The 22,854-nt window shown below is 62.4% G+C and carries 18 protein-coding genes and 1 tRNA gene; 10 read left to right on the top strand and 9 right to left on the bottom strand.

The window, feature by feature from the left end:
• Window positions 1-219 precede the first annotated feature (219 nt).
• From ADIAG_RS10075 to ADIAG_RS10065, 3 genes are all read left to right on the top strand, one after another.
• Window positions 220-1,416 carry a hypothetical protein gene (locus ADIAG_RS10075; RefSeq protein WP_152426118.1) on the top strand — a complete coding sequence of 399 codons (1,197 nt, stop codon included), beginning with the start codon at window positions 220-222 and terminating at the stop codon, window positions 1,414-1,416.
• A 136-nt stretch (window positions 1,417-1,552) separates the two neighbouring features.
• Entirely contained in the window at window positions 1,553-2,707 is a 1,155-nt protein-coding gene (locus ADIAG_RS10070; protein WP_007271250.1) for a N(5)-(carboxyethyl)ornithine synthase, read from the top strand.
• A gap of 66 nt (window positions 2,708-2,773) precedes the next feature.
• Window positions 2,774-3,445 carry an alpha-ketoglutarate-dependent dioxygenase AlkB family protein gene (locus tag ADIAG_RS10065; protein ID WP_007271249.1) on the top strand — a complete coding sequence of 224 codons (672 nt, stop codon included), beginning with the start codon at window positions 2,774-2,776 and terminating at the stop codon, window positions 3,443-3,445.
• An 11-nt stretch (window positions 3,446-3,456) separates the two neighbouring features.
• Here ADIAG_RS10065 and ADIAG_RS10060 read toward each other — a convergent pair whose 3' ends face one another.
• Window positions 3,457-4,443, bottom strand: coding sequence for an endonuclease/exonuclease/phosphatase family protein (locus ADIAG_RS10060; RefSeq protein WP_007271248.1), 987 nt, complete (start codon window positions 4,441-4,443; stop codon window positions 3,457-3,459).
• 250 nt (window positions 4,444-4,693) lie between these two features.
• On the opposite strand from ADIAG_RS10060, the gene ADIAG_RS10055 reads away from it, so the two are divergent.
• On the top strand, window positions 4,694-5,947 hold the full coding sequence (locus ADIAG_RS10055; protein ID WP_007271247.1) for an NAD(P)/FAD-dependent oxidoreductase: 1,254 nt from the start codon (window positions 4,694-4,696) through the stop codon (window positions 5,945-5,947).
• Window positions 5,948-6,157: 210 nt separating this feature from the next.
• Window positions 6,158-7,390: an MFS transporter gene (locus tag ADIAG_RS10050; protein WP_007271245.1), complete on the top strand. Its 1,233-nt coding sequence runs from the start codon at window positions 6,158-6,160 to the stop codon at window positions 7,388-7,390.
• Window positions 7,391-7,406: 16 nt separating this feature from the next.
• On the opposite strand, the gene ADIAG_RS10045 is transcribed toward ADIAG_RS10050, so the two are convergent.
• A complete protein-coding gene (locus tag ADIAG_RS10045; RefSeq protein ID WP_007271244.1) occupies window positions 7,407-8,015 on the bottom strand; it encodes a TetR/AcrR family transcriptional regulator in 609 nt (202 codons plus the stop codon).
• A 627-nt stretch (window positions 8,016-8,642) separates the two neighbouring features.
• Here ADIAG_RS10045 and ADIAG_RS10040 point away from each other — a divergent pair.
• From ADIAG_RS10040 to ltrA, 3 genes are all read left to right on the top strand, one after another.
• On the top strand, window positions 8,643-10,118 hold the full coding sequence (locus ADIAG_RS10040; RefSeq protein WP_007271243.1) for a zinc ribbon domain-containing protein: 1,476 nt from the start codon (window positions 8,643-8,645) through the stop codon (window positions 10,116-10,118).
• 231 nt (window positions 10,119-10,349) lie between these two features.
• A tRNA-Ala gene (locus ADIAG_RS10035) sits at window positions 10,350-10,422 on the top strand.
• A gap of 457 nt (window positions 10,423-10,879) precedes the next feature.
• On the top strand, window positions 10,880-12,304 hold the full coding sequence (gene ltrA / locus ADIAG_RS10030; RefSeq protein ID WP_235045878.1) for a group II intron reverse transcriptase/maturase: 1,425 nt from the start codon (window positions 10,880-10,882) through the stop codon (window positions 12,302-12,304).
• Window positions 12,305-12,391: 87 nt separating this feature from the next.
• On the opposite strand, the gene ADIAG_RS10025 is transcribed toward ltrA, so the two are convergent.
• From ADIAG_RS10025 to galT, 3 genes are all read right to left on the bottom strand, one after another.
• Window positions 12,392-12,814, bottom strand: a complete 423-nt coding sequence (locus ADIAG_RS10025; RefSeq protein ID WP_007271241.1) for a hypothetical protein — start codon at window positions 12,812-12,814, stop codon at window positions 12,392-12,394.
• Window positions 12,815-13,089: 275 nt separating this feature from the next.
• Window positions 13,090-14,250, bottom strand: a complete 1,161-nt coding sequence (gene galK / locus ADIAG_RS10020) for a galactokinase (RefSeq protein ID WP_007271240.1) — start codon at window positions 14,248-14,250, stop codon at window positions 13,090-13,092.
• Window positions 14,247-15,383, bottom strand: coding sequence for a galactose-1-phosphate uridylyltransferase (galT, locus tag ADIAG_RS10015; RefSeq protein ID WP_007271239.1), 1,137 nt, complete (start codon window positions 15,381-15,383; stop codon window positions 14,247-14,249). Before galT ends, galK begins: the two co-directional genes overlap by 4 nt.
• Window positions 15,384-15,634: 251 nt before the next feature.
• Here galT and ADIAG_RS10010 point away from each other — a divergent pair, with 251 nt between their 5' ends.
• The gene (locus ADIAG_RS10010; protein ID WP_007271238.1) at window positions 15,635-16,411 is read left to right on the top strand and encodes a DeoR/GlpR family DNA-binding transcription regulator; all 777 of its coding nucleotides are present in this window, start codon (window positions 15,635-15,637) and stop codon (window positions 16,409-16,411) included.
• A 20-nt stretch (window positions 16,412-16,431) separates the two neighbouring features.
• On the opposite strand, the gene ADIAG_RS10005 is transcribed toward ADIAG_RS10010, so the two are convergent.
• The 3 genes from ADIAG_RS10005 to ADIAG_RS09995 are packed head-to-tail and all read right to left on the bottom strand — an operon-like array spanning window position 16,432 to window position 19,231.
• Window positions 16,432-16,959 (bottom strand): methylated-DNA--[protein]-cysteine S-methyltransferase, encoded by a 528-nt coding sequence (locus ADIAG_RS10005; protein WP_007271237.1) that lies wholly within the window; start codon window positions 16,957-16,959, stop codon window positions 16,432-16,434.
• Window positions 16,952-18,352, bottom strand: coding sequence for a DUF1731 domain-containing protein (locus ADIAG_RS10000; protein ID WP_007271236.1), 1,401 nt, complete (start codon window positions 18,350-18,352; stop codon window positions 16,952-16,954). The genes ADIAG_RS10005 and ADIAG_RS10000 overlap by 8 nt, the downstream gene beginning before the upstream one ends.
• Before the next feature lie 9 nt (window positions 18,353-18,361).
• Window positions 18,362-19,231, bottom strand: coding sequence for a helix-turn-helix transcriptional regulator (locus ADIAG_RS09995; protein ID WP_007271235.1), 870 nt, complete (start codon window positions 19,229-19,231; stop codon window positions 18,362-18,364).
• A 78-nt stretch (window positions 19,232-19,309) separates the two neighbouring features.
• On the opposite strand from ADIAG_RS09995, the gene ilvD reads away from it, so the two are divergent.
• Window positions 19,310-21,178 (top strand): dihydroxy-acid dehydratase, encoded by a 1,869-nt coding sequence (gene ilvD, locus ADIAG_RS09990; RefSeq protein ID WP_043474357.1) that lies wholly within the window; start codon window positions 19,310-19,312, stop codon window positions 21,176-21,178.
• 73 nt (window positions 21,179-21,251) lie between these two features.
• On the opposite strand, the gene ADIAG_RS09985 is transcribed toward ilvD, so the two are convergent.
• Window positions 21,252-22,772, bottom strand: a complete 1,521-nt coding sequence (locus tag ADIAG_RS09985; protein ID WP_007271233.1) for a S10 family peptidase — start codon at window positions 22,770-22,772, stop codon at window positions 21,252-21,254.
• Window positions 22,773-22,854 lie beyond the last annotated feature (82 nt).

The raw sequence follows: 22,854 nt of genomic DNA, 5'->3' as shown, positions 1-22,854 counted from the left end.
GATCCGTCCTGGGCCGAGGGAATGTGTCACCTTCAGCCTAAGCCCCGGTACCCACAGACCCGGAGCCGTTAGCGGGGGTGATACCAAGCCGAGCCAAACCATGAAATACAGTGCAGCCATCAAACCGGGCAGCGTTGCAGAACATAGACCCACGTAAACTCAATCGGTGGGCAAACGGAGTGTAATCTTGTTTTTCGGGTGCTGCGAAGTTTGAAGAGCATGGAACCACCCATCGCGAATGGCGGAGCATCGAATCGAATGAAACAACGCTACGACCCCACCGTTGAAGATCCGCTGATCCCAGATCCCCTCGAATTCCAATACATGGCCTTGGGGTATGTGCAACGACGAATTCGGCTCCTACATATTGTTCTCTTCGGCTCCGGCATTTACCTTGCTTCGGGGGCGACACTGTTGATGCGCTGGCTTACTCGTGTCGAGCCGTGGGGCGCGGCCCTAATGACGGATTTCGGCATCCTAGTGTTGCTCGTCTGCCTGGCCGCAGCAGGCGTGGCGGCACTGGCCCGTATCAGGCCGTCCGTTGCATTTGCCGTGGCAGACCAGTCCATTCGAAACGACAAAAAGACCAGCATCATATTGGTGGTTCTGGGGGCCATCTATTCAACGATCGTCGTGCTCCTGGCGTGGGGCCCGGAGCTTCCTCGGGTGTCGAGCATTCTGTTCGGAATGTGGGTAGGGATAGCCATCGGAGTCCTGGGTCTTCTTCGCGCCAGATACATGCGGTTGCATCGTGATGAGCTTTACTCCGGTTATCTGTCCAGACACGGGAAATCCTCCGGCTCATCGCCACGAACCGTCCGGGACGTCGTACCCGGCCCGAGTATCATCGACAGCGAGCCCTCCGGCTTTGAACTGCAGGCCTTCGGCTATGCAGGGAAACGTTCTCGCGGCTGGGCGCTGGTCTTGATGGGTCCGTTCTTAACGTGCTTTCTAGCTCCGATCTTGGGTGCCAAATGGGCGCTGGGGGAAGAATACGATCACTGGATTGTTCCCGTGCTGGTGGCCGCGGCAATCATGGCCGTGTGCTGCTCCATTGGTGCCTTCCTCTTGAAACTTGATCTCCGGGGGAAACCTGCCCCTGCAAAGTTCTACGCAAAGAACTTGTCTTGGTCGGCGCGGGCCAACCGCGGAAGTGCCATTGCCGGATATGTGGGTTCCGCCGCCATTTTCATCTCAGGCGCCTTGATCGCCAGGAGTACCTCGGACCCCGAGTTCGTTATTTATGTTTTCGCGTTCGCAATCGGCATGGCATCGTTATCACCGTTCATGCTTACAGCCGGGAATATCATGAATCGTCGCCGCGAGCTTTATGCGGCGTGGCTGATTAGAAACGACAAGATCACCGTCGATGAGGCGCATGCCCAAAAGCCGCAGAACTGGGACCTGGAGCGCTGATAAACACCACGCATTTCCAACGGTCGATCACTGGTTGGAACAGCCAATTGAAGATGCGAAAAAACTTGGCAGTGTACTGTGGCCACTATGGGGCGGGTCACTTTGACCCTCTCCACATAGGAAGAGAACACCACGCATGAGCTTGACGAACGACCTTTCACTGGGCGTAATTGCCACCTCGCACAAGACGGACGAACGGCGTTTGCCGATCCACCCAGCGCACTTTGAACGAATCGACGAGCGCTTCCGGGAGCGCATCATGGTTGAATCCGGATACGGGTTACCGTGTGGAATAACCGATGAACAATTGGCACCTTTTGTCGGCAAGATCGCGTCGCGCATCGAAGTCTTGGCCTCCGCGGATATCGTGCTGTTGCCCAAACCACAGCTGGCCGACCTCGAGGAAATGCGCGAAGGCCAAACGCTCTGGGGCTGGCCACACTGCGTCCAAGACACTGCGCTCACGCAGCTGGCCGTGGAAAAGCAACTCACCCTCATCGCCTTCGAAGCCATGAACCACTGGGGCACGGACGGTAGCTTCGGGTTGCACGTCTTCCACAAGAACAATGAGTTGGCAGGCTACGCTTCGGTGCTTCATGCGTTGCAGCTCTGCGGCGTCACCGGTGACTACGGACGCCGGCTTTCTGCCGTCGTCATCGGATTCGGGGCGACCGCCCGCGGTGCCGTCACCGCATTGCGGGGACACGGGATCCACGATGTGCGAGTACTTACCGGCCGCTCGGTGGCTGCCGTGGCCGCACCCATTCACGGAGCCACCTTGGTGCAGTTTGAGCACGATGGCGGACCGAACCTCAGCGAAGTGATCACCGATGAGGGCAAGTTGCCCTTGGCACCGTTCCTCGCCGAGAGTGACATCGTGGTGAACTGCACGTTGCAGGACCCTAACGCACCCTTGATGTACCTGCGCACCGAGGATCTCGGCGCGTTCACCCCGGGAAGCATCATCGTCGATGTTTCCTGTGATGAGGGCATGGGCTTCGAATGGGCCAAGCCGACCACGTTCGTTGACCCCATGTTCAGCGTGGGCCAGAACATCAACTACTACGCGGTCGATCACTCGCCGTCGTACCTCTGGAACTCCGCAAGCTGGGAAATCAGCGACGGGCTCCTGCCGTTCCTGGACGTAGTGCTGGAGGGGCCTGCGGCATGGAAAAAAAACGAGACCATTGATCGCGCCATTGAAATCCAAGACGGTGTGATCCGGAATCCGGCTATTCTCGAATTCCAACACCGGAGCGCGGAATACCCGCACGCGGCTAACGTCAGCTAACGCGACGCTCATGAGGGGCGCGCGGCCCCGCAATCTGGGGCGTTCCAGCAAGCAAGGAGACCGATCATGGGCATGCTCTTTTCGGACAGCTTCCTGGAACGACCCCGACGCGAACTCGCGCCCGGTGCTGTGTGGATTCCGGACTGGTTGAGCGTGGAGGAACAGCGCTGGATTGTTGAACGCTTCCACGAATGGGGGAGGGGCCCGGTGCCGCCGCGCGCGGCGAAGATCGGCGACCACGAAATGTCGGTCCGGACCCTCTGCCTGGGCTGGCACTGGCGGCCCTACACGTATACGCGTGAAGCCGTTGACGTCAACGGCAACCGGGTCCTGGCCTTTCCCGACTGGATGGTGCGCTTGGGACGCAAGGCGTTATACGCCGCAACGGGAGATGCCGCACAGGCGGAGAGCTACACCCCGGACACCGCCCTGGTGAACTATTACGGCAACGAATCCAAGATGGGCATGCACCAGGACCGCGACGAACGTTCGGTCGCCCCGGTGGTCTCATTATCCATCGGGGACACCTGCACCTTCAGATTCGGCAACACTCGGAACCGAAACAAACCCTACGAGGATATTTCCTTGGCCTCGGGGGACCTCTTTGTCTTCGGAGGGCCGGCACGCCTCGCCTACCATGGCGTCACCAAGGTCATGCCCGGAACCGCACCCGAAGCATGCGGGATGGAAAGCGGACGCATCAACATCACCATGCGGGTCACCGGACTGACTGACTGACCCGTTCGGGATCATGACTCGGGCAGGTTCACTGTGGCACGAACGGCCAGATGGTCGCTGATCCCCGCCGGGACGGTGGTGTTCGAAGTAACCTCAAGCCCGCGGACCAGCACATGGTCAAGACGCATCATGCCAAAGGGGTCCCGAGGCCACGTAAAGCCGAAAAGTCCATCGTCTTGGTTGGGTTCCTTCAGGACCGAGGAAATCCTTGCGAAGGAACGATCGGTGCTGGTCGCATTGAAGTCGCCCAAGGCGATCACATGCTTCTGGGGATCGGTTTCCACCGTGGAGGCCAATTCGTCCAGCATCACGTCGCGGTCGATGTGATCGTTGGGGCGGGCCGAGGCAGCATGGATGACGTAAAGCTGGACCTCGCCGTTTCGGGTGACCACCTGTGTTCTCAAGGCACGTTTCCAGCCGAGCCCCAGGTCCAGGGACCGGGAACCTTCCAGGGGATACTTGCTCCACACCCCGACGGTGCCAACCACAAAATGGTGGGGGTACGCAGCGCCCAGGGAATCGGTGACTTTGTTGGCGCTGTCCGCATCAAGTTCCTGCAGCGCGATGACATCGCTTCCATCCGCAGCCAGCTCGAGTGCCGATTGCGCGGCTGCTCCGGTTCCGGCCTTGATGTTTTGGCTCGCCAACACCAGTGTCTGGGCCGCTGCTTCCGGTGCGGTCCACGAAAGCGGAATGATGCTTGGACCAAATGCTGCAACCCAGGTCAGGATCGGGACCAAGAGCACCACAAGGGAAGTCTTACTGCGGGATACCAACGCCGCAAGCAGCAACACCGGTATGAGCAAGCCGAACCACGGGGCGGCGTTGTCCACGAGCAGCCCCAAACCCAGGCGATCGGGAATGCGCGTATGAAAAGCGATCAGCAACGACGCCGCCAAGGCACCAAGGAACACCAAGAAGCGGAGGAATTTTCTGGGGCGCGAGCGAGACCGTGGTGTTCGCTTGGCAGCACGCGGCTGGGTCGAGTAATCAGGCATCGTTACCAAGAATCCCACATGCAGCTGTCTGGTGCATGGATGTCGGCTGGAAATCCTCCCTGACACCTATCAACCGGTTCCCATGCCGTTGCCTTGCACCGTTGGTGAGCTACTTATGTGTGTGCTTCACCCGCTCTCGACTCCGTGGGTACAAGATGACATTCTGAAGATGGAGAATACCTAGGGTCACCACCGCAATCCCGCATTCTCCCGAGGCGGCGAGACCCGAACACGGCAGGAGACGAACACCATGGAAGCAGCATCATCGGCACGGCCGACAACACAGCAGGAACTGGGAACCGTGGTGGTTGGTGGGGGACTCGCCGCCGCTCACTGCGTCCGGGCATTGCGCGATGGCGGCTATACCAAGGCGGTGACGATCATCGCCACCGAGGACGAAGTACCCTATGAAAGGCCGCCCCTGTCCAAGGAATTCCTCCAAGGCAGCAAACCGGCCCAGGAGCTCGCACCATTTCCCGCCGACTGGTACGCCGAGAACAAGGTGGTGCTGCGTTTAGGCATCACGGCAGAATCGGTCGATGCCTCAGCCAAGCGCGTGGAACTCTCGGATTCAAGCAGCATCGATTATGAACATCTGGTGCTCGCCACCGGTTGCCGGTCCCGGTTGGGTGGCCGTGACGCCAATATGCCCGGCTGGGATCTGCCCGGGGTCCTCACCCTGAGGTCGTTGGAAGACGCCAGAGGGCTCAAGGACCACCTGGTGTCAGACAAGGCCCTGGTCATCATCGGTGCTGGATGGATCGGGATGGAAGTAGGAGCCTCGGCTCGGGCCGCCGGCCTGGAGGTGACGGTGTTGACCCCGGACGAGGTCCCATTGTCCACTGCCATGGGCGCCGATTTCGGCTCCCATGTAGCTCAACTGCACATCGCCAACGGGGTGCAATGCCGCTTCGGCACCAAAGTATCGGGCATCGGACAGGGTATTGACGGCAAGTTGCTTGTCCAGACGGGGACCGGCGACATTCCGGCGGACCTGGTCCTGTTGGCCATCGGTGCGGTGCCCAACAACGAGCTGGCCGTTGCCGCAGGCCTGGAGGTCGTCACCGGTGTCGTGGTTGATGCGCACCTGCGCAGCAGCGATCCGAGCATCCTGGCCATGGGGGACATCGCCGAGGCCTACAACACCACCCTGGGACGCACGATGCGTGTGGAGCACTGGGACAATGCCATCCGTCAGGGAAAGCTCGCCGCCGCCACGATCCTGGGGCGCGATGAATCGTATGACTGGTTGCCCTACTTCTTCACCGACCAATTCGATCTGGGCATGGAATATGTGGGGGACCGCCAGACCGATGATGTAGCGGTGGTTCGCGGAAAGATGGCCTCGGGTGAGTTCATTATTTTCTGGGTGCGTGAAGGGACCATTAGCGCTGCCATGAACGTGAACATCTGGGATGTCAACGACCATCTGCGGTCCATGATCGGGAAGGCTATTCCCGTAGCGACGCTCCAGGACATGGGCAACGACCTACTGTCTCTCTGAGAATCCATCCGGATTCATGGCCGGCGCCCGCATGCCCCCGCCCGCGGCGGGGGCATGCGTCGTGTCAGCGTCGGGCGACGAATTCCCTGCACAGGTGGGCGAGGACACTTTTTCCTTCGGCGACAGGTACCTGCGCGTAGGCTGTATATGGCCTCAACGAGCCCGCAACGACCAAATTTCGCTTTCCAGCAGCATCCTGAAAAGGTATCCGTGAATCAAGACGCCTCCGCACCCACCCATTTGTCGCCAGCCAAATCGACTCAGCTTTCGGGCAAGGCCCTGTTGTGGGCCGTGATTGCCTTGGCAATGGGCGGGTTCGGCATTGGCACCACCGAGTTCGCCATCATGGGGTTGCTTCAGGAAGGCGCCGCTGATCTGGGCGTGAGCAACGCACAAATGGGCCTGCTGATCTCCGCCTACGCCTTGGGCGTCGTGGTGGGTGCCCCGATCCTGACGGCACTGGGTGCCAAGGTCCCGCGCAAGACCATGGTGCTGTGGCTCATGGCGTTCTTTACCGTGGCAAACCTGAGCTCGATCTTCGCGGCGAACTACGAGTGGATGCTCGTATCCCGCTTCCTGGCCGGGCTCCCGCACGGAGCCTATTTTGGTATCGCCGCCATCTTGGCCGGCACCTTGGTTCCGGCGTCCATGCGCGGGCGCGCCATCGCCTGGGTGATGCTGGGCCTGTCTGTGGCCAACGTGCTGGGTGTACCGGTGGTCACGTTCCTGGGGCAGAGCTTCGGCTGGCGCTGGATGTTTGCCGTTGTCGGACTGGTTGGTGCGGTGACCTGGATATGCATCCGCGCCTTCGTGCCCTTCGCCCCGGCACACGAGGGTGCCAGCATCCGCAGGGAATTAACCGCCCTGCGCAGCGGACAGGTCTGGATGGCCATGTTGACGGGAATCGTCGGTTTCGGTGGCTTCTTTGCCGTGTACTCCTACATCAGCCCGATCCTCACCGACGTCACCGGGCTGCCGATCACCATGGTTCCGCTGGTGCTTGGCCTCTATGGGATCGGGATGGTGGCTGGTTCGCTGGTCGGCGGACGCCTGGCCGATTGGTCAGTCCTGGGGGCCATCTACGTTGCCACCTCCGCCATGGTGATCTTCATGGCGATCTTTGGTCTGGTAGCCACACACGCGGCTCCGACCCTCTTACTGGTGTTCATCCTCGGCGCGACCGGATCGCTGCTAGTTCCCGCGCTTCAGGCATTGCTCATGGACTCCGCACCACACGCTCAGTCCCTCGCCGCCTCGTTGAACCACTCGGCCCTGAACGTTGCCAATGCCCTCGGGGCCGCGCTTGGCGCGGCGGTCATCACCGCGGGGATGGGATATCGGGCACCGGCGTTCCTCGGTGCGGGACTAGCCCTGCTGGGACTGCTCCTGGCTTTGGCCACCGGTCTGCGGGCCAAGAAGCTGGCTTCCGCCCGGGACCGCTAGACAGAAAGGAAACGGGCTATTCGGACGCGGGAGCCCACTGCTTCAGCTTCAGGCTCATGCTCTCCCTGGTCGCTTTCGTCAGCAGCTTGATATCACCTGCGACATCCACGCTCGGATCGACCAGCCAGCGCAGTTGCAGGCCATCGGCGGCCGCAAGGATGACTCGTGCCATGGCACGGAAATAGTCGAGCTCTTCGGCTCCAGGCTGGTGCTTGTCCTTGTAATACGAATCCACGGACAACTCCATGAGTTTCGCGTTCCGTTCCTGGAAGTAGGCGGCAGCGGGGTGCTCGGGGTTCGCTGCGGCGGCCGCCATCGTCACGTAGAGCGCGACCAGTCCGGGTTCGCTGGGGCCCCGACCCAAGGCGGCGGCAAAGGCGTCCTCTTGCTCTTCGGTGGTTCCCGCGATGGTATTGGCGTCGTCGCGGCGGCGCAAGATTTGGACCAGCAGGTCCTCCTTGGACTCGAAGTAATGCATGACCCCGGCCAGGGAGAGATTGCAGAGGCTCGCGACTTTTCTCAGGGACGTGCCACGGTAGCCTTCTGTTGCGAATACTTCCAGCGCTACATCAAGGATTTCGGCACGCTTTGCGATGCCCTTTGCGTATGAACCACGGATTGCCATATTGCTAGACTAGCGACAAAATCGTTCAGCGCTAATTAACCCAACATTTAACCCACCGCTCTCGGGTTCTTGTTTCGATAGGCCTGAGGTGTCGTTCAGGGGAGCATGGAATGCCCGGTGTGGACGGCTCCGGGGAATCGGTATTCTGGGCGAGAACGAGTGCAGCTGCCACGGCCGGCGACGGTGGTGTTCGTACTAGTTCACCGATTCCATGGAAAAAGATCCATAACCATGGACCTTCTCGGTGCAAGTATTGGTTTGCACCCGTCAATTCATGCCGGTTGGGGTAAGTCCGGATACACGGTCGCGCAGGTAGCGCAACCCCGTACCATGGTGCGGACCCCGACCGGTATACGAAGGGCGAACCCTTGGCAGGGGCCATGGCCCCGGGCATTGGCGTTTCCCGGGGAAACCGCAATCCACAGCCCGCCCGCGGCGAGTCCAAAGTGTCGGGGCCCACACCTAAAGTGAATACATGCACACAGCAGAGATCACGCAACGACATCACGTCGTACCAGGGGTTCGGTGGCACCCACCCGATGGCATCTCGCACCCCACCCGGGCCTTGGGATGATCACCGCCCACCGCCACCAACTGGCCGCCAACCCCTGCAAGGAACAAGCCCTCATGGCCCTATTCCCCGCCTTCCGGGACACCCTGGCGAATCTCTCCTCCCTGACCGTGCGGGAACTTCAGGCCGGTTCGCCTCTGCCCAAGTGGAGGATCCTTACCTGCCTACCCTTCAACACCGAATTGTCGGCCCGGCAAGTCAAATCCGCGCAAAACCAGGTCCATGCGGCCCACGTCTCCTGGCTGGCCCTGCTGGAAGCCGTCGTCCGCGAAACGATCACCGCCTCCACCCTGACCGGAATCCAGCGCACCACCCTCTATCGCATCAACTCGCGCCACGCCTGGTGGGCCACCGAAATAATCCTGCCCTGGAGTCAGGCCGTCGGCGGGGAACTGGTCCATGTCACCCACGCCTGGGCCCAGGCACATCCCGAGCAGTGCGTGTGGGTGCCGGTGGAACCGGCCGACCTGAAGCTCGCCCGCCACCTGGCCAAACACCTCGGCTCCCGAAAGATTCGACGCCCTGATCTCTCCCGGGTGCGGACCCTTCTCCTGGACTCGATCATCGCCAAACCCGAACGCCCCACCGGCGCCACCGAATACTCCTGGTGGGTCACTGTCGCCACCCTCTCTCGTGGCAAGCCAGTTCGTATCCCACTGAAAAACAATTCGTACTTCGAGAACCTGGCAGCCCAACCCGGGGCCAGACTGGCCGGGGTCATCCAGCTCCATCTGGAAACCACCGGGGCCGGGCAACCCGCCGGGGCGGCGATCTCCCTGCTGCTGAACACCCCCGACGCACCCAAAAGAGAAACCGAGATCGTGGTGGGCCTGGATTTCGGGTTGGCCAATGCCCTGTTTGCCACCAGCGACGGACGGCTCCTGGGCCAAGCCATGCTCCACACCCTCAAATCCTGGGACCAGCGGCTCAACGAGATCGCCGCCGAACACCAATCCCGCGGCCTCAAACTCCGTGACAACCCCGAATACCGGGCCCTCAACCAGCGCATCAAGGATTTTGTCACCAACGAAATCGGGCGGGTGCTGAACATCCTCGCCCGCGACGGCGGGGATGAACGGGTGATGGAGCTGGTGGTGGAGAAGCTGGATTTCCGCGGCCATGGCATGTCCCGGCGCATGAACCGGCTGCTCACCCGCACCGGACGCGCCTGTGTGAAAGCCCGCCTCGCGGCGCTCACACCAAAGTACGGGATCCTTGTCACCGAGGTGGGCTCCGCGTACACGAGCCAGGAATGCTCAGGCTGCGGGTACACCGCAAAAAGCAACCGCAGGGGCAGGCACTTCGGGTGCCGGTTCTGCGGGAAGAAACTCCACTGCGACATCAACGCCGCACGTGTCATCCGAGAACGACGTTCGTTCCCCCCTAAGGATCACACCAGCGTGTCGCAGCGGAGAAACACCCTCCAACGGCTCGATCAACGACACCGGCAGCGCTGGGGTCTGAGACCGGCCACTGGAGCGGACCCGGGCCTTGCCGGGGCCCCGGGCGGTCAGGCAGCTTTGGCTGCCTGACCGGCAAGAGCGGGGGGTTCCATGGAATTCCATACAATTTCGTACTGTGATGGACGTCATTCTCGGTCGATTTAGGTGCATGTTCCAGCGTGTTCGGTGTCGTGAAAGTCGATGTTCAGGGGTCACTTGTCATGGGGCGTGCGGTGGCGATTGGTGTTTGGGCATCAGGGTGCTGTAGATTGTTATCTCGGTTCGGGAGCCCTTCGGGAAAGTCCGGAACCAAACCTTTTCGGGGGTATGGCGCAGTTGGTAGCGCGTCTGCATGGCATGCAGAAGGTCAGGGGTTCGAATCCCCTTACCTCCACGAAAATCGAAAGGCCTCAAACTTCTAGTTTGGGGCCTTTCGTGTCTGTACGCCCAGCATGGGCATTTGCTTGGAGGTGAAAGTCCTCTGAAGGAGAAGGTGGTTTAACTTCTAGCCAATGGCAGCTGCGTCACCGCGAGGTGGGGTGGGAAGGAAGCCGGAGGCAAAACCCTGCACCGAGGGACACGAACCGCATAGAAGGCATGCTGGTTGGGGTAAGCCGGCACGAGACGGTGAAGCCCGCTCCACCAAAACGGCCAGTGTGTAAATGCGGCGGCGGCAGGGGGAAAGTAAATGTTCTTATCTGGGGAGATCTGTCCCGGTGCATCACCAGCGGTTGGGGTGAAGCGGCTCGGTCTTAAGGGTCGTGACTGACGGGGCAGAAGTCAGCAGACGCCATAGTACCCACCGGAATCTTGTTGGTGGTGGGGAAGGGCCGAACGCTGGGAATTGATGATTGGAAGCGATATTTCTCGTGACTCATTGGCATCGCAGTAAATCCGTGGAGAGCGGAGCAGATGGTTTGTTGGAAGTACCGGTGAATCCGGGAGGGCCCCTGTCTGTGCGTAGTAGTGAGATTCCGGCGGATATCGGGGATGACGTCAGGGATCGACAGGAACTGTGGGAACGTGTCTTTTCCCAAGCGAACCTGTTGGTCGCGTTGAAACGCGTCGAACGCAACAAGGGCGCCGCCGGTGTTGACGGGCTGGGCACGGAGGATCTTCGTGACTGGCTGGCTGAACACTGGGCGGAGACCCGCGAAGCGTTGGACGCTGGCACGTATGCACCGTTGCCGGTGCGTCAGGTGATGATTCCGAAACCTGACGGCGGCCAACGGATGTTGGGGGTGCCGTCCGTGCTGGATCGTTTAATCCAGCAAGCTCTCGCGCAAGTCCTGTCCCCGGTTTTCGAGCCGGGGTTCGTGCCGGTGTCTTATGGGTTCCGGCCGGGCAAAAGCGCCCACGATGCGGTGAAGGTCGCCCAAACGGTGATCTCCCAAGGGTATCGGTGGGTGGTTGAAGTTGACCTTGATGCATTCTTTGATCGGGTTAATCACGACATGCTGATGGCCAGGGTTGCGCGGAAAGTGGAAGACAAACGGGTCTTGAAGTTGGTTCGCCGCTATCTTGAGGCGGGGATCATGGCCGATGGTGTTCGACGGGAAACGTTTGAGGGAACGCCTCAGGGTTCTCCCTTGTCACCGTTGCTTTCGAACGTCATGCTTGACGATTTTGACCAGGAATTCTGGGGTCGGGGGCACCGCTTTGTGCGGTATGCCGACGATATCCGGCTGTTCCTGAAATCGAAGAGGGCCGCGATCCGGGTGCTTGATCAAGCCACGAAAGTGCTTGAGGAGCGCCTGTCGCTTCGGGTGAACCGGCAGAAGTCCACGATCAATCCAGCGAACGTTGCAACATTGCTGGGTTTCGGGTTCTACTTCGTCAAGGGCGGGGTCAAGATCAGGATTGCTCCGAAGGCGTTCAAACGCATGAAGGATCGTATCCGTGCTCTGACTTCGCGGAAGTGGAGTGTGTCCATGGGGTACCGCATCGGACGATTGAACCGCTATGTCCGGGGTTGGATGGGCTATTTCCGGTTGTCACAGACACCGAAGAAGTTCTCCGATCTGGATACGTGGTTTAGGCGTCGGGTGCGGCAGATCCGGTGGAAGGAATGGAAGCGACCGCGGACGGGAGTCACGAACCTGCGCAAGCTCGGGATACGACCAGATTTGGCGTATCAGTGGGGCATGAGCAGTCGCGCATATTGGCGTATCGCGGGATCGCCCATCCTTAAGAGGGCATTGCCCAACGAACACTGGGTTGATCAAGGCCCGTTGCTCTTTCGCCAAGCGTGGGATCGGTTTCAAACGACCCAGTGAACCGCCGTATGCGAGGTCCGCACGTACGGTGGTGTGAGAGGTGGGAGGCAAACCCTCCCACCTACTCCATTAACAATTCTGTGGGCCTCAGCTCAACCGAATGGCGCGATATCCGGAAAACCCGATCATGGCACGCAACCAAGTCACCAGATGCGAGACCCCGTTGGGTTGCGGGTCATCGTCACCGGCCATGAAAACCGGCACTTCACCGCGCATGTGCTTGGGAAGCCGGCGCAGGATTCGTTTGCCGTCCGTGCCTCCGCTGATCAGCAGTGCCACCGGGCGGAAACCGAAGACCGCCGTGACCAAGGCCAGGCCGTGCATGCGTGAGAACCGCACCGGTCCAACTAGCACCATGGCGTCAAAATAGATCAGCTCGTGGGCCGAAGAATTTGTGACGGCCAGCAGCTCGGAACGCAGCGCATGGACTTTCAACTGGGCGGCAAGCTCTGCGGCAAGCAACTTCGCCCGGGCATCCCGCTGGTAATAGACAATGGCGACGCGATCCATCTGACTACCTCTTTTTCCTGCACCGAACCTATGCACCGGGCAAGCGCGCCAGAGCATTGTTCCCTCCCATAATAGGCGCGGGGACGGGGAATTAGCTGGGAATCGGGCACTGGAGCCACGGAGCAAGAAGTGGTCCGTCGGGTTCAGCTAGATCGTTTCGCACACCTCAGCGACCCCAGCACAAGTCCCACTGGCGCGGTCATCGGCCGGAGTCTAGTCTTACCGAAGGTGGCGAATCTGTCGCTGCCCGGTGGGCGACCATGCTGCCGCGTTGGCTACAGCTGCCGGGCCCCAGGTCCGGGAATCACGGAGAAGATCTCCGGGGCGAGGTAGTGGGCACGGGCAAATGCCTCACGCACCGCAGCGGACACGTCATCCGCACGCGCAGCGGGGATCAGCGCAATGGCCGATCCGCCGAATCCGCCACCGGTCATGCGCGCACCTAGGGCGCCGGCAGCCATCGCCGTATCAACCGCCAGATCCAGCTCATCGCAAGAGATCCCGAAGTCGTCGCGCATCGAGACGTGGCTTGCCGTCAGCAGTGGGCCGATCGCCGCCGGCCCCCGGGCGCCCAAGAGCTCCACCGTGTCCAGGACCCGTTGGTTCTCGGTCACGATGTGCTTGACCCGCCGGTAGATCTGCGGTGCCAGGACCTGTTGGGCCTCGACCAGCCGTTCAATGCCGACATCGCGCAGGGCCGGTACACCCAATTCCTGGGCCCCGCGGGTGCAGGCTGCCACCAGTTCCTTGTAACCGCCCGAATCGTGCGCATGGCTGACCCGAGTGTCGATCACCAGCAGTGCCAGGTCCGCGGCCTCCAACGGCAGCTGGACGTGCACTGCTTCCCTGCTGCGGCAGTCGAGGAACAACGCATGTTCGGCAGTGCCCAACAGCGAGGCCGATTGATCCAGGATGCCCGTAGGTGCCCCGACGAAGTCGTTTTCCGCCCGCTGGCAGATCAGCACAAGTTCTTCGCGGGACAAGCCCAGCCCCAGCTGGGTGTTCAAAGCCAGGCCCACGGCGCATTCGATGGCGGCCGAGGAAGAAAGTCCCGCCCCGATGGGTACCGAGGAATCGAGTAGCACGTCTGCTCCGGGCATCGGCAAACCCTGTTGCTCCAAGGCCCAGAAGACCCCTGCCACGTACCTGGCCCATGGGGCCACGGACTCGGGCACCAATCCATCGAATGCGGCCTCCACGACGGGCCCGCCCTGGGTGGAGGCCACACGCAGGCGCCGGACGCCACCGGTCTCCTGAAGCTTGATCGCGATGGTTGCTACGCGGTCAATGGCGAAGGGTAGGACAAAGCCTTCGTTGTAGTCGGTGTGTTCACCAATCAGATTCACCCGGCCCGGGGCAGCAAAGTAGGCATCGGGGGCTGCGCCGTAGAGGGCGGCGAAGGTCCCGGCTAGGGATGTCACAGCGTCGGAGTTCACTTCTCCTCGGTCCTTCTCTGAAGTCGGGCTGCTGATTCACGCAGGGCCGCAGCGGCGGCCTCGGGCGTGACGTCTCCGATGAAGGCTCCCATGGCGGCCTCCGATCCGGCAAGGTACTTGAGTTTGTTCTCGGCGCGGCGCGGGGAGGTTAGCTGCAGGTGCAAACGTGCCTCGGAGCGGTGCTCGTGGAACCGTGGGGCCTGGTGCCAGCCGGCGATGTAGGGGGTGTCGGTGGAGTACAGGCCATCGACGCACTGCAGCAGCCGGTGGTACATCTCGGCCAGTTCGGTGCGTTCGGCTTCGCTGAGTTCGTCCAGGCCGCCCACCTGGCGGTGCGGCACCAGATGTACCTCGATGGGCATGCGTGCGGCAAATGGGACAAAGGTGGTGAAGTGGGTGCCGCGTTCAAGGATCCTGCGTCCATCGGAAATCTCGAAGTCAAGGATGTCGGCCATCAGGTTCCTGCCGGTGCTGGCCCGGTGTGCAGCGGCCCTGGCCATCTGGTTATCGGTGCGCGGCGTCGTATAAGGGTAGGCGTAGATCTGGCCGTGTGGGTGGTGCAGCGTCACCCCGATTTCCGCGCCGCGGTTCTCGAAGGGGAAGACCTGCCCGACCCCGTCCATGACCGCAAGTTCGGCGGTGCGATGGGCCCAGGCATCGATGACCGTGCGGATTCGGTCGCTGCCCAGCGTCGCTAAGGATTCGGTGTGTCCGGGACCAAAGGCAATGACCTCGCATCGGCCGTGGGCGGGATGTGCGGCGCCGAGTGTTGCGGAACCTTGCCCGAGGTGTTGTTCCGGACCGAAGGACGGGAAACGGTTTTCGAAGACCGCCACGTCGTAGGTGTTCGCAGGGATCTCCCCGGCCATGCCAGCACCGGTGGGGCACAGTGGGCAGTCGCTGGCGGCCGGCAGGTGGGTGCGGGTCTGCCGGTGCGCGGCAAAGGAAACCCATTCTCCGGCCAATGCGTCGTAACGCAGGTCGGAGGGCGCCGGTCGGGCAGGAAGGCTGCGCGTGTCCTTGGGTGGTACGAATCCCACCGGGGTTTTTCCGCCGTCAAAGAAGTAGAGCAGTTCACGACCGTCAGCAAGGGTTGATCGCACGGGTTCGGCCTGGCTTAGATTCTGGTCCACAGGTGCTCCTTGAGCGAAAACGGAAATAATCAAACAATTCCGATCACATTCTATCGGAACACAACTTTGGATGAAACTCGCCAAATATATGACTCTCATCGGTTCCTAGGCATTAGTAAGCCGCGGAAACTTTTCCGTGACCCCGACGAATCCGACGCAAGTCGCGCAACTTCGAACATGTTTTGCGCCTTTGTGTTCGGTTCTTCGCTACCATTGGAATCTGACCAAACGCCCGAACGAACGGAATCCCCATGACCGAGATGCTGGCCAGCGCCCGCCACCAACGCATCCTCGATGCACTGCGTGAACGCGAGCAGGTGCGTGTGACCTCGCTGGCCGCCGAGCTGGGGGTCTCGGAGATGACGGTGCGCCGCGATCTCAACACGCTGGCAGCTCGCGGCGCCTTGGTGAAGGTGCATGGTGGGGCCACCTTGGATGCCGCCCCGACCAGCAACGAGCCGGGGTTTGTGCACAAGCTCGCACTGGAATCCGGCGAAAAGCAGGCGATCGCCCAAACGGCCGCGGGGCTGGTGAGACCGGGCATGTCCATCGCCCTGAACTCCGGCACCACCACGTACGCGTTGGCCGCCCAATGCACCGGCATCAAGGACCTCACGGTGGTGACCAACTCCCCACGCATCGCCGAAGTCTTCTATGCGGCGGCCAACCCGAGCCAGAACATCATCCTCACCGGCGGGATCAGAACCATTTCCGACGCCCTAGTCGGTCCGCTTTCGTTGTCGGCCCTGGGACAGCTGCATGTTGACCTGCTGTTCCTGGGGGTGCACGGCATGACGGCGGAAGACGGGTTCACCACCCCGAACATGTTGGAGGCGCAGACGAACCAGGCGTTTATCAAGGCCGCGGCCCAGCAAATCATCGTGGCCGACCACACCAAGTGGGGAGTGACGGGCCTGTGTCAGATCGTCCCGTTGGGCCAGGTCGATGCGTTGATCTCCGGCCACCGTCTGGATCCCGAGGCCCAGAACATCTTGCGGCAGTCGTTGGACAGCCTCATCCTGGCCTGACGCGGTTCAAGGATAAACATCTAGAACAGTGTCGCCTCGGCCGCCGGTTCAATGCCTTCGAGACGAAGCAGGAACAACTTGGCTTCCAGCCCACCGGCGTAGCCGGTCAGTGACCGATCGGAGCCGATGACCCGGTGGCACGGGACGATGATGGAAATCGGGTTCCTGCCGTTGGCGGTGCCCACCGCCCGGGTCAGCTTGACGTCCCCCAGTGCCAGGGCGAGCTGGCCATAGGAACGCGATTCGCCACACGGGATGCGGGACAGCTGCTCCCAGACGCGGTGCTGAAACTCGGTACCTTGGGCATCCAAAGGCACCTCGAATTCCTTGCGCGTCCCGGAAAAGTATTCGGCAAGTTCCGTGGCGCATTGGCTAACCAGCGCATCGGCATCGGGGGAGGGCAGTCGTTCTCCCAGGACCTCTGGCCCCGGGGGATGGGCATGGTTTTGCCAATAGATCCCGGAGATCCCGCGCTCCGAGGCAACGATCCGCAGCGGCCCGGCGGGCGAATCCGTCAGTGCGTGGCGTAACCGCCGTGCCTCAGCCAAGGACCTGGTCCAACGCGGTCTCGAAGTCCGGGTGTTCGAAGGTGAATCCGGCCCTCGCCAGGACCTCCGAGGTCACGTGCCGTCCGGTGCTTCCTAGCGCAGGATCGGTGCGCAGCACCCTGGCGCCGAGGGCCAATACCGGGGCGGGAGTCGGCAGGAAGAAGCGGCGCAAGGGGCCCGGTGCGAGTCGGGCCCGCAGGGCCGCCATCATGTCTTGGTTGCGCACCGGGTGCGGTGCGGCCAGATGCAGGACCCCGTCCGGGAGCGAAACGTGTTCCTCCAGTCCCAGTGCCGCGCGGACGATGCGCAGCCAGTCGGCCAAATGGATCCAGCTGACCCACTGTTCCCCACCGGCCACCGGACCGCCGAGGCCCACACGAGCCAGCAGGGAGAGCCGGTCCACCAGCGGACTTTCCTGCTCAAACACCAAAGAGGTGCGCAGGATGTGCAGGTGCTCGGTGTTGGCACCTGCCGCCGCTTCTTCCCACGGCTGGGCGACGCCTGTCATCTGGGGCAGTGCGGCCGCACCCACGGGCAGTGGGGATGATTCGGTGAGGCGTGTTTCCCCGGCGTCGGCGAAGATCGCGGTGGTGCTGGACTGCAGGAATGCTGCCAGGGGTGCCGCTGCGGCCCTCGAGGCGTCCACCAGAGCGCCGGTGGCGTCGATCCGGGAGGAGCGCAGCAGCTTGATGTTGGATTCGGTGGGCGGCAGGTCCACCAGTTCACCTGCCAGGTTCAGCACGGCTGTCTGGTAACCGGGCTTGTGCAATGTGGTGGACCACGGGCCCTGGAACTTCCCGTCCCACAACTGCTGTTGGTAAGGACTGTCGGCGCGTTTCCGGCGGGTGAGGACCACGACCTCGTGTCCGCGGCAATGCAGATCAGCGGCGGCCCGCGAGCCCAGGAATCCGTGACCACCGGCAATCACGATCCGCAGGTTCTTTGCCGTCTGGCCGCCGGCCACGGTGTAGAGCCGGGCACAGTTTTCGGCGAAGTTCGCGGCGATTGGTTTGGCAGCGGTTTCGGTAAATGCCGCGGACAGGGGACCTGTAACAGTCAACTGCTGGGTCAGCTCGGTGCCGCCGGGGACATCGCGCAGCTGTAAGTGCACCAGCAGATGGCCGCCTGGCTGGGGTTGGCGCCACGTCATTGATTTGCCTGGTTCCACCCGGGTGACCACTGCCTGGGGCGCGGTTCTGGCATGGATCGGCCCGATCAGGTTTCCTGCCGGGACCAGGTCCAAGGAGGTTCCGGCGACCACGGGCCGGGTGTGTGGCTCCAGCTTTGCCACGGCGCGGTTCCATTCGGGAACACGTCCCGGATCGCGCAATACCTCCCAGAGTGTCGCGGAGGGAAGTGCAAGAAAATGGGTTTGCGTGCGCTGCCATGCCATTAGCCCAGCTTAGCCAACGTTGTGGTCGAGCGGATATGCCGCTGGCGGCACCCTGTCCTCCAGCAGTATCTGCAGCCGTTCCTTGGTCGGGGTGCCCGGCACCGGGGCATACATCACCAGGTGCAGCTCCGGAGCATCCGAGGGCACCAATCGGTGTTGCTCGAAGACCAGCTCGCCGGCCACCGGGTGCAGGAAGACGCGTTGTCTGGAGGCGAAGCGTTCCACGCCGCGGTCGGCCCAGAGTTTGGCGAATTGTGTGCTGGCTTCGCTGAGCCGTTTGATCAATGTCGTGTGGGCCGCCGAGCCGAGGCGGGCGCCGGCTTCGGCACGGAATTCGGCGACAAAGTGTCGTGAGGTTTCTTCCCAGTCGGGCAGCATCTTGCGCAGGTGCGGGTCGGTGAAGATGAGCCAGAGCAGGTTCCGCTGTTCCGGGTCCACGGTGGCGATGCGCGTGTAGAGGCCAGCGTAGGCGCGGTTCCAGCCCGCGATGCCCCAATCGGGTGCCACGGCGAACGCCGGAAAATCGAAGGTGTCCAGCAGCCGCTGCAGGTGCTCCGGTGCCTGCTCGACGGTAATGACCTCGTTCGACGGCGTCGGGGTGTATCCGCCTAACGCCAGCACATAGGCGGTTTCGGCACTGGTCAGGGTGAGCACCCGGGCGATGGATTCGAGCACCTGACGGGAGGCGTTGATGTCCCTGCCCTGTTCAAGCCAGGTGTACCAGGTGATGCTGACCGCGGCGAAGGCCGCAATCTCCTCGCGGCGCAGTCCCAGCGTGCGGTTGCGGCCGATCGGTGGCAGTCCCAGCTCCGCCCGGACCAAGTTGCCGCGCCGATCGCGCAGAAACTGCCCTAGTTCTTGTCTTCGTCCATCACTCATTGAAGATAAATCTATCACTGCCACTACTAGTATTAGGAGCGTCTTCCGCCACCGCAACGTTGCTGGTTGACTGGTCCAATGCCTGAATTACGCTCACGAACAGTCACCCACGGCCGCAATATGGTCGGCGCCCGAGCCCTGCTCCGCGCCGCCGGAGTCAAGGGCTCCGACTTCGGAAAGCCGATCATCGCCGTGGCGAACAGCTTTACCGAATTCGTCCCCGGCCACACCCACCTGCAGCCGGTGGGTCGCATCGTCTCCGATGCGATCCTCGAGGCCGGGGGAATCCCGCGCGAATTCAACACCATCGCCGTCGACGACGGGATCGCCATGGGCCACGGCGGAATGCTGTACTCGCTGCCCTCCCGCGACCTCATCGCCGACTCCGTCGAATATATGGTCAACGCCCACTGCGCCGATGCGCTGATCTGCATTTCCAACTGCGACAAGATCACCCCGGGCATGATGATGGCCGCCATGCGCCTGAACATCCCCACCGTGTTTGTTTCCGGCGGACCGATGGAAGGCGGCACGGCGGTGCTGGTGGACGGCACGGTGCGCAAGCGCCTGAACCTGATCTCCGCCATCGCCGACGCCGTCAACGACTCGGTCTCCGACGAAGACCTGTTGCGCGTCGAGGAAGCCGCGTGTCCCACCTGTGGTTCCTGCTCGGGGATGTTCACCGCCAACTCCATGAACTGCCTCACCGAAGCCCTGGGCCTGGCCCTGCCGGGCAACGGCACCACGCTGGCCACACACACCGCACGCAAGGACCTGTACGAGGATGCCGGGCGCGCGATCGTGGACATCACCAAGTCTTACTATTTCGACGATGACGTCTCGGTCCTGCCGCGCGCCATCGCCAACCGCCCCGCGTTCGAGAACGCCATGACCATGGACATCGCCATGGGAGGCTCCTCCAATACGATCCTGCACCTATTGGCAGCCGCGCAGGAGGCCGAGCTGGACTTCACGCTCGATGACATCGATGAGATCTCCCGCCGCACCCCCTGCCTGACCAAGGTCGCCCCCAACGGCGACTACCTGGTCGAGGACGTCCACCGCGCCGGGGGCATCCCCGCGATCCTGGGGGAGTTGGACCGTGGCGGGATGCTCAACCACAATGTCCGATCCATTCACAGCACCGAGCTTCGTTCCTGGCTCGATGACTGGGATATCCGCGGCGGCAAGGCCACGGACACCGCGACCGAGCTTTTCCATGCGGCCCCCGGCTGCGTGCGCTCCGCCGAGGCGTTCTCCCAGTCCGAACGGTGGGACACCTTGGACCTGGACGCCGCCAATGGCTGCATCCACTCGATGGAACACGCACACTCCGTCGAGGGCGGCCTGGCCGTGCTGCGCGGAAACATCTCCCTGGATGGGTGCGTGGTGAAAACCGCTGGCGTGGACGAGTCGATCTTCCGCTTCTCCGGCCCGGCTGTGGTCTTCGAATCCCAGGACGACGCGGTCACCGCGATCCTGAGCAAGGAAATTGTCCCCGGCGACGTCGTGGTGATCCGCTACGAAGGTCCACGCGGTGGCCCGGGCATGCAGGAAATGCTCTACCCCACCTCCTTCCTCAAGGGTCTGGGGCTGGGGGCGAAATGCGCGCTGATCACCGACGGCCGCTTCTCCGGTGGTACCTCGGGGCTCTCGATCGGGCACATCTCGCCCGAGGCCGCGGCAGGGGGCGCCATCGCGCTGGTGGAAAACGGCGACACCATCTCCATCGACATCCCGGCCCGCTCGATCACGCTGGAAGTCACTGACCAGGAACTGGCCCGGCGCCGGGACGTGCTGGAATCGAGCATCGGTTACCAACCCCGTGACCGGGACCGGGTGGTTTCACCGGCACTGCGGGCCTACGCGGCCTTCGCCCAGTCGGCAGACAAGGGCGCGGTGCGCCACGTGCCGCTGCTAAACCAGCCGAGCGGAGTCCTGGCCTAAGCCAGCAAGCGGTTCCGGGGACGCCAAGCTGCAGCGGCGTCCCCGGAACCATTCCCACTCAGGGGCCGCTGTACTACTCGCCGGTGACGAAGGTGGCCAGCGAGGCCAGCTGCGCGGCGCGCACCGCGGGGTCCAGATACATCATGTGCCCGGCCTTGTAGTAATGGTGGGTGATACGTTCCCTGGCGGCTGCGGGGACTAAGAGATGCGCCCAGACATACTCCGCGGCATAGTGCGGGGTGGCTCCATCGTGGTACCCGTAGTCCACGTGTACCCGCAGTTCCGGGATCTCGATGAGCAACCGCTCCAGATCCCCGGTGACATCGACCGGTGTGCCCTCGAACCCATCGTAACTCCACGGTTGCACCCGCGGTGTGAGCACCTCATAGGGCAAATCCGAGGCGTAGCCGAGCTCGGCGCGCACATAGTGGTTGATGGCCGCGGCGTAGGGCCCGGTGATGGCGCGCATCGACGGATCGTGCCAGGTGTGCGACTCCTGCAGACGCGGGGGAACCCCGGTGAAGCGGCCGTCGATGCGCCCGACCATCAGACCCTCGTCACGCAGCAGCTCGGTGGCGAATTCCATGTAGTCCCAGCGCAGGTTGGTGCGCCGGATGAAGGATTCGGAGAGCGTGGTGATCTCCGCCAGGTGCTTGACCACGGAGTCGAGCTTGCGCTTGGAGAGTCGGTTACCCAGATGCAGGGCCATCACATAGTCGCCGGAGGCATAGTCCTCGGCATCCCGGAGCACCTCTGGCAGCGGACGGTTGCCATGGCGGCCGTGGTAGTGGGCGATGGCGGCGTAGGTCGGCAGATGCAGGGGATAGGGGGTGTCGTTGCCCGGAGCGAAATCCAGTGTCGACATGTTCAACACCGTGGAAATGAGCCCGAGCCCGTTCACGTTCATGCCGTGGGCTTCCTGCAGGCGGCGGGCCACCGCCACGGCGCGCATGGTCCCGTAGGACTCCCCGATGAGGTACTTGGGGGAGAGCCAGCGCTGGTTGCGGGTCACCCAGAGCCGGATGACCTCCGCCACCAGGTCGCGGTCGGCGGTGAAGGAATGGAACTCGTCGGTGGTTCCGCCGTCAACGACGCGGGAGAAGCCGGTATTGACCGGGTCGATCATCACCACGTCGGCATGCTCCAGCAGGGACTCGGGGTTATCGATCACGCCGTAGGGTGCCGGAACCATGTTCCCCACATCGCCCGAGTCAACGATCCGCGGACCGAGCAGCCCCATGTGCAGCCATAGGCTGGCCGAACCGGGACCGCCGTTGAAGGCGAACACCACCGGACGGCGGTTGGCACCCACCGGACCGGCAGGCTTGGTCGCCCGCGCTTTGGTACCGGTTGCCGGCGAGGAATCCGCGGCGCTGTCGGCGGTGTAGGCGACGAGAAAGATTTCGGCTTTCGCCGTAAACCCACTGGTTTTACCCGCCGAGTCCTCTTCCTTGCGCAGCACCATGCGGCCGGTGGTGCTGGTGTAGCGCAGCCCGGAGGCGGTGCTGTGGCTCTTGATCACAAAATCATCGGAGACTTCGGGTGTGGGGACGGACTCTGCTGCGGTGGGGGTGACTTCTGGGGCGTCGGGCATGCTGTGCATCCTACCGGCGATGACCAGCAGCAGGCAGTACCTGGCAGACGGCAGGAAACGGGAATGAAAAAAGCCGGGGCGA

It is taken from the genome of Paeniglutamicibacter gangotriensis Lz1y (genome assembly GCF_000348945.1).
Classification (GTDB): Bacteria; Actinomycetota; Actinomycetes; order Actinomycetales; family Micrococcaceae; genus Paeniglutamicibacter; species Paeniglutamicibacter gangotriensis.
Note: the sequence above shows the minus strand (reverse complement) of the source record. Positions and strands in the feature narration are given on the sequence as shown.

What these genes read in the sequence shown, in the direction of transcription:
- ADIAG_RS10040 (WP_007271243.1), top strand. Translation starts at nt 8,643, where the DNA reads ATGGCCCTATTCCCCGCCTTCCGGGACACCCTGGCGAATCTCTCCTCC.
- ADIAG_RS10060 (WP_007271248.1), bottom strand. Translation starts at nt 4,443, where the DNA reads ATGCCTGATTACTCGACCCAGCCGCGTGCTGCCAAGCGAACACCACGG.
- ADIAG_RS10065 (WP_007271249.1), top strand. Translation starts at nt 2,774, where the DNA reads ATGGGCATGCTCTTTTCGGACAGCTTCCTGGAACGACCCCGACGCGAA.
- ADIAG_RS10070 (WP_007271250.1), top strand. Translation starts at nt 1,553, where the DNA reads ATGAGCTTGACGAACGACCTTTCACTGGGCGTAATTGCCACCTCGCAC.
- ADIAG_RS10075 (WP_152426118.1), top strand. Translation starts at nt 220, where the DNA reads ATGGAACCACCCATCGCGAATGGCGGAGCATCGAATCGAATGAAACAA.
- ADIAG_RS10025 (WP_007271241.1), bottom strand. Translation starts at nt 12,814, where the DNA reads ATGGATCGCGTCGCCATTGTCTATTACCAGCGGGATGCCCGGGCGAAG.
- ADIAG_RS10055 (WP_007271247.1), top strand. Translation starts at nt 4,694, where the DNA reads ATGGAAGCAGCATCATCGGCACGGCCGACAACACAGCAGGAACTGGGA.
- ADIAG_RS09985 (WP_007271233.1), bottom strand. Translation starts at nt 22,772, where the DNA reads ATGCCCGACGCCCCAGAAGTCACCCCCACCGCAGCAGAGTCCGTCCCC.
- ilvD (WP_043474357.1), top strand. Translation starts at nt 19,310, where the DNA reads ATGCCTGAATTACGCTCACGAACAGTCACCCACGGCCGCAATATGGTC.
- ADIAG_RS10045 (WP_007271244.1), bottom strand. Translation starts at nt 8,015, where the DNA reads ATGGCAATCCGTGGTTCATACGCAAAGGGCATCGCAAAGCGTGCCGAA.
- ADIAG_RS09995 (WP_007271235.1), bottom strand. Translation starts at nt 19,231, where the DNA reads ATGAGTGATGGACGAAGACAAGAACTAGGGCAGTTTCTGCGCGATCGG.
- ADIAG_RS10000 (WP_007271236.1), bottom strand. Translation starts at nt 18,352, where the DNA reads ATGGCATGGCAGCGCACGCAAACCCATTTTCTTGCACTTCCCTCCGCG.
- ADIAG_RS10010 (WP_007271238.1), top strand. Translation starts at nt 15,635, where the DNA reads ATGACCGAGATGCTGGCCAGCGCCCGCCACCAACGCATCCTCGATGCA.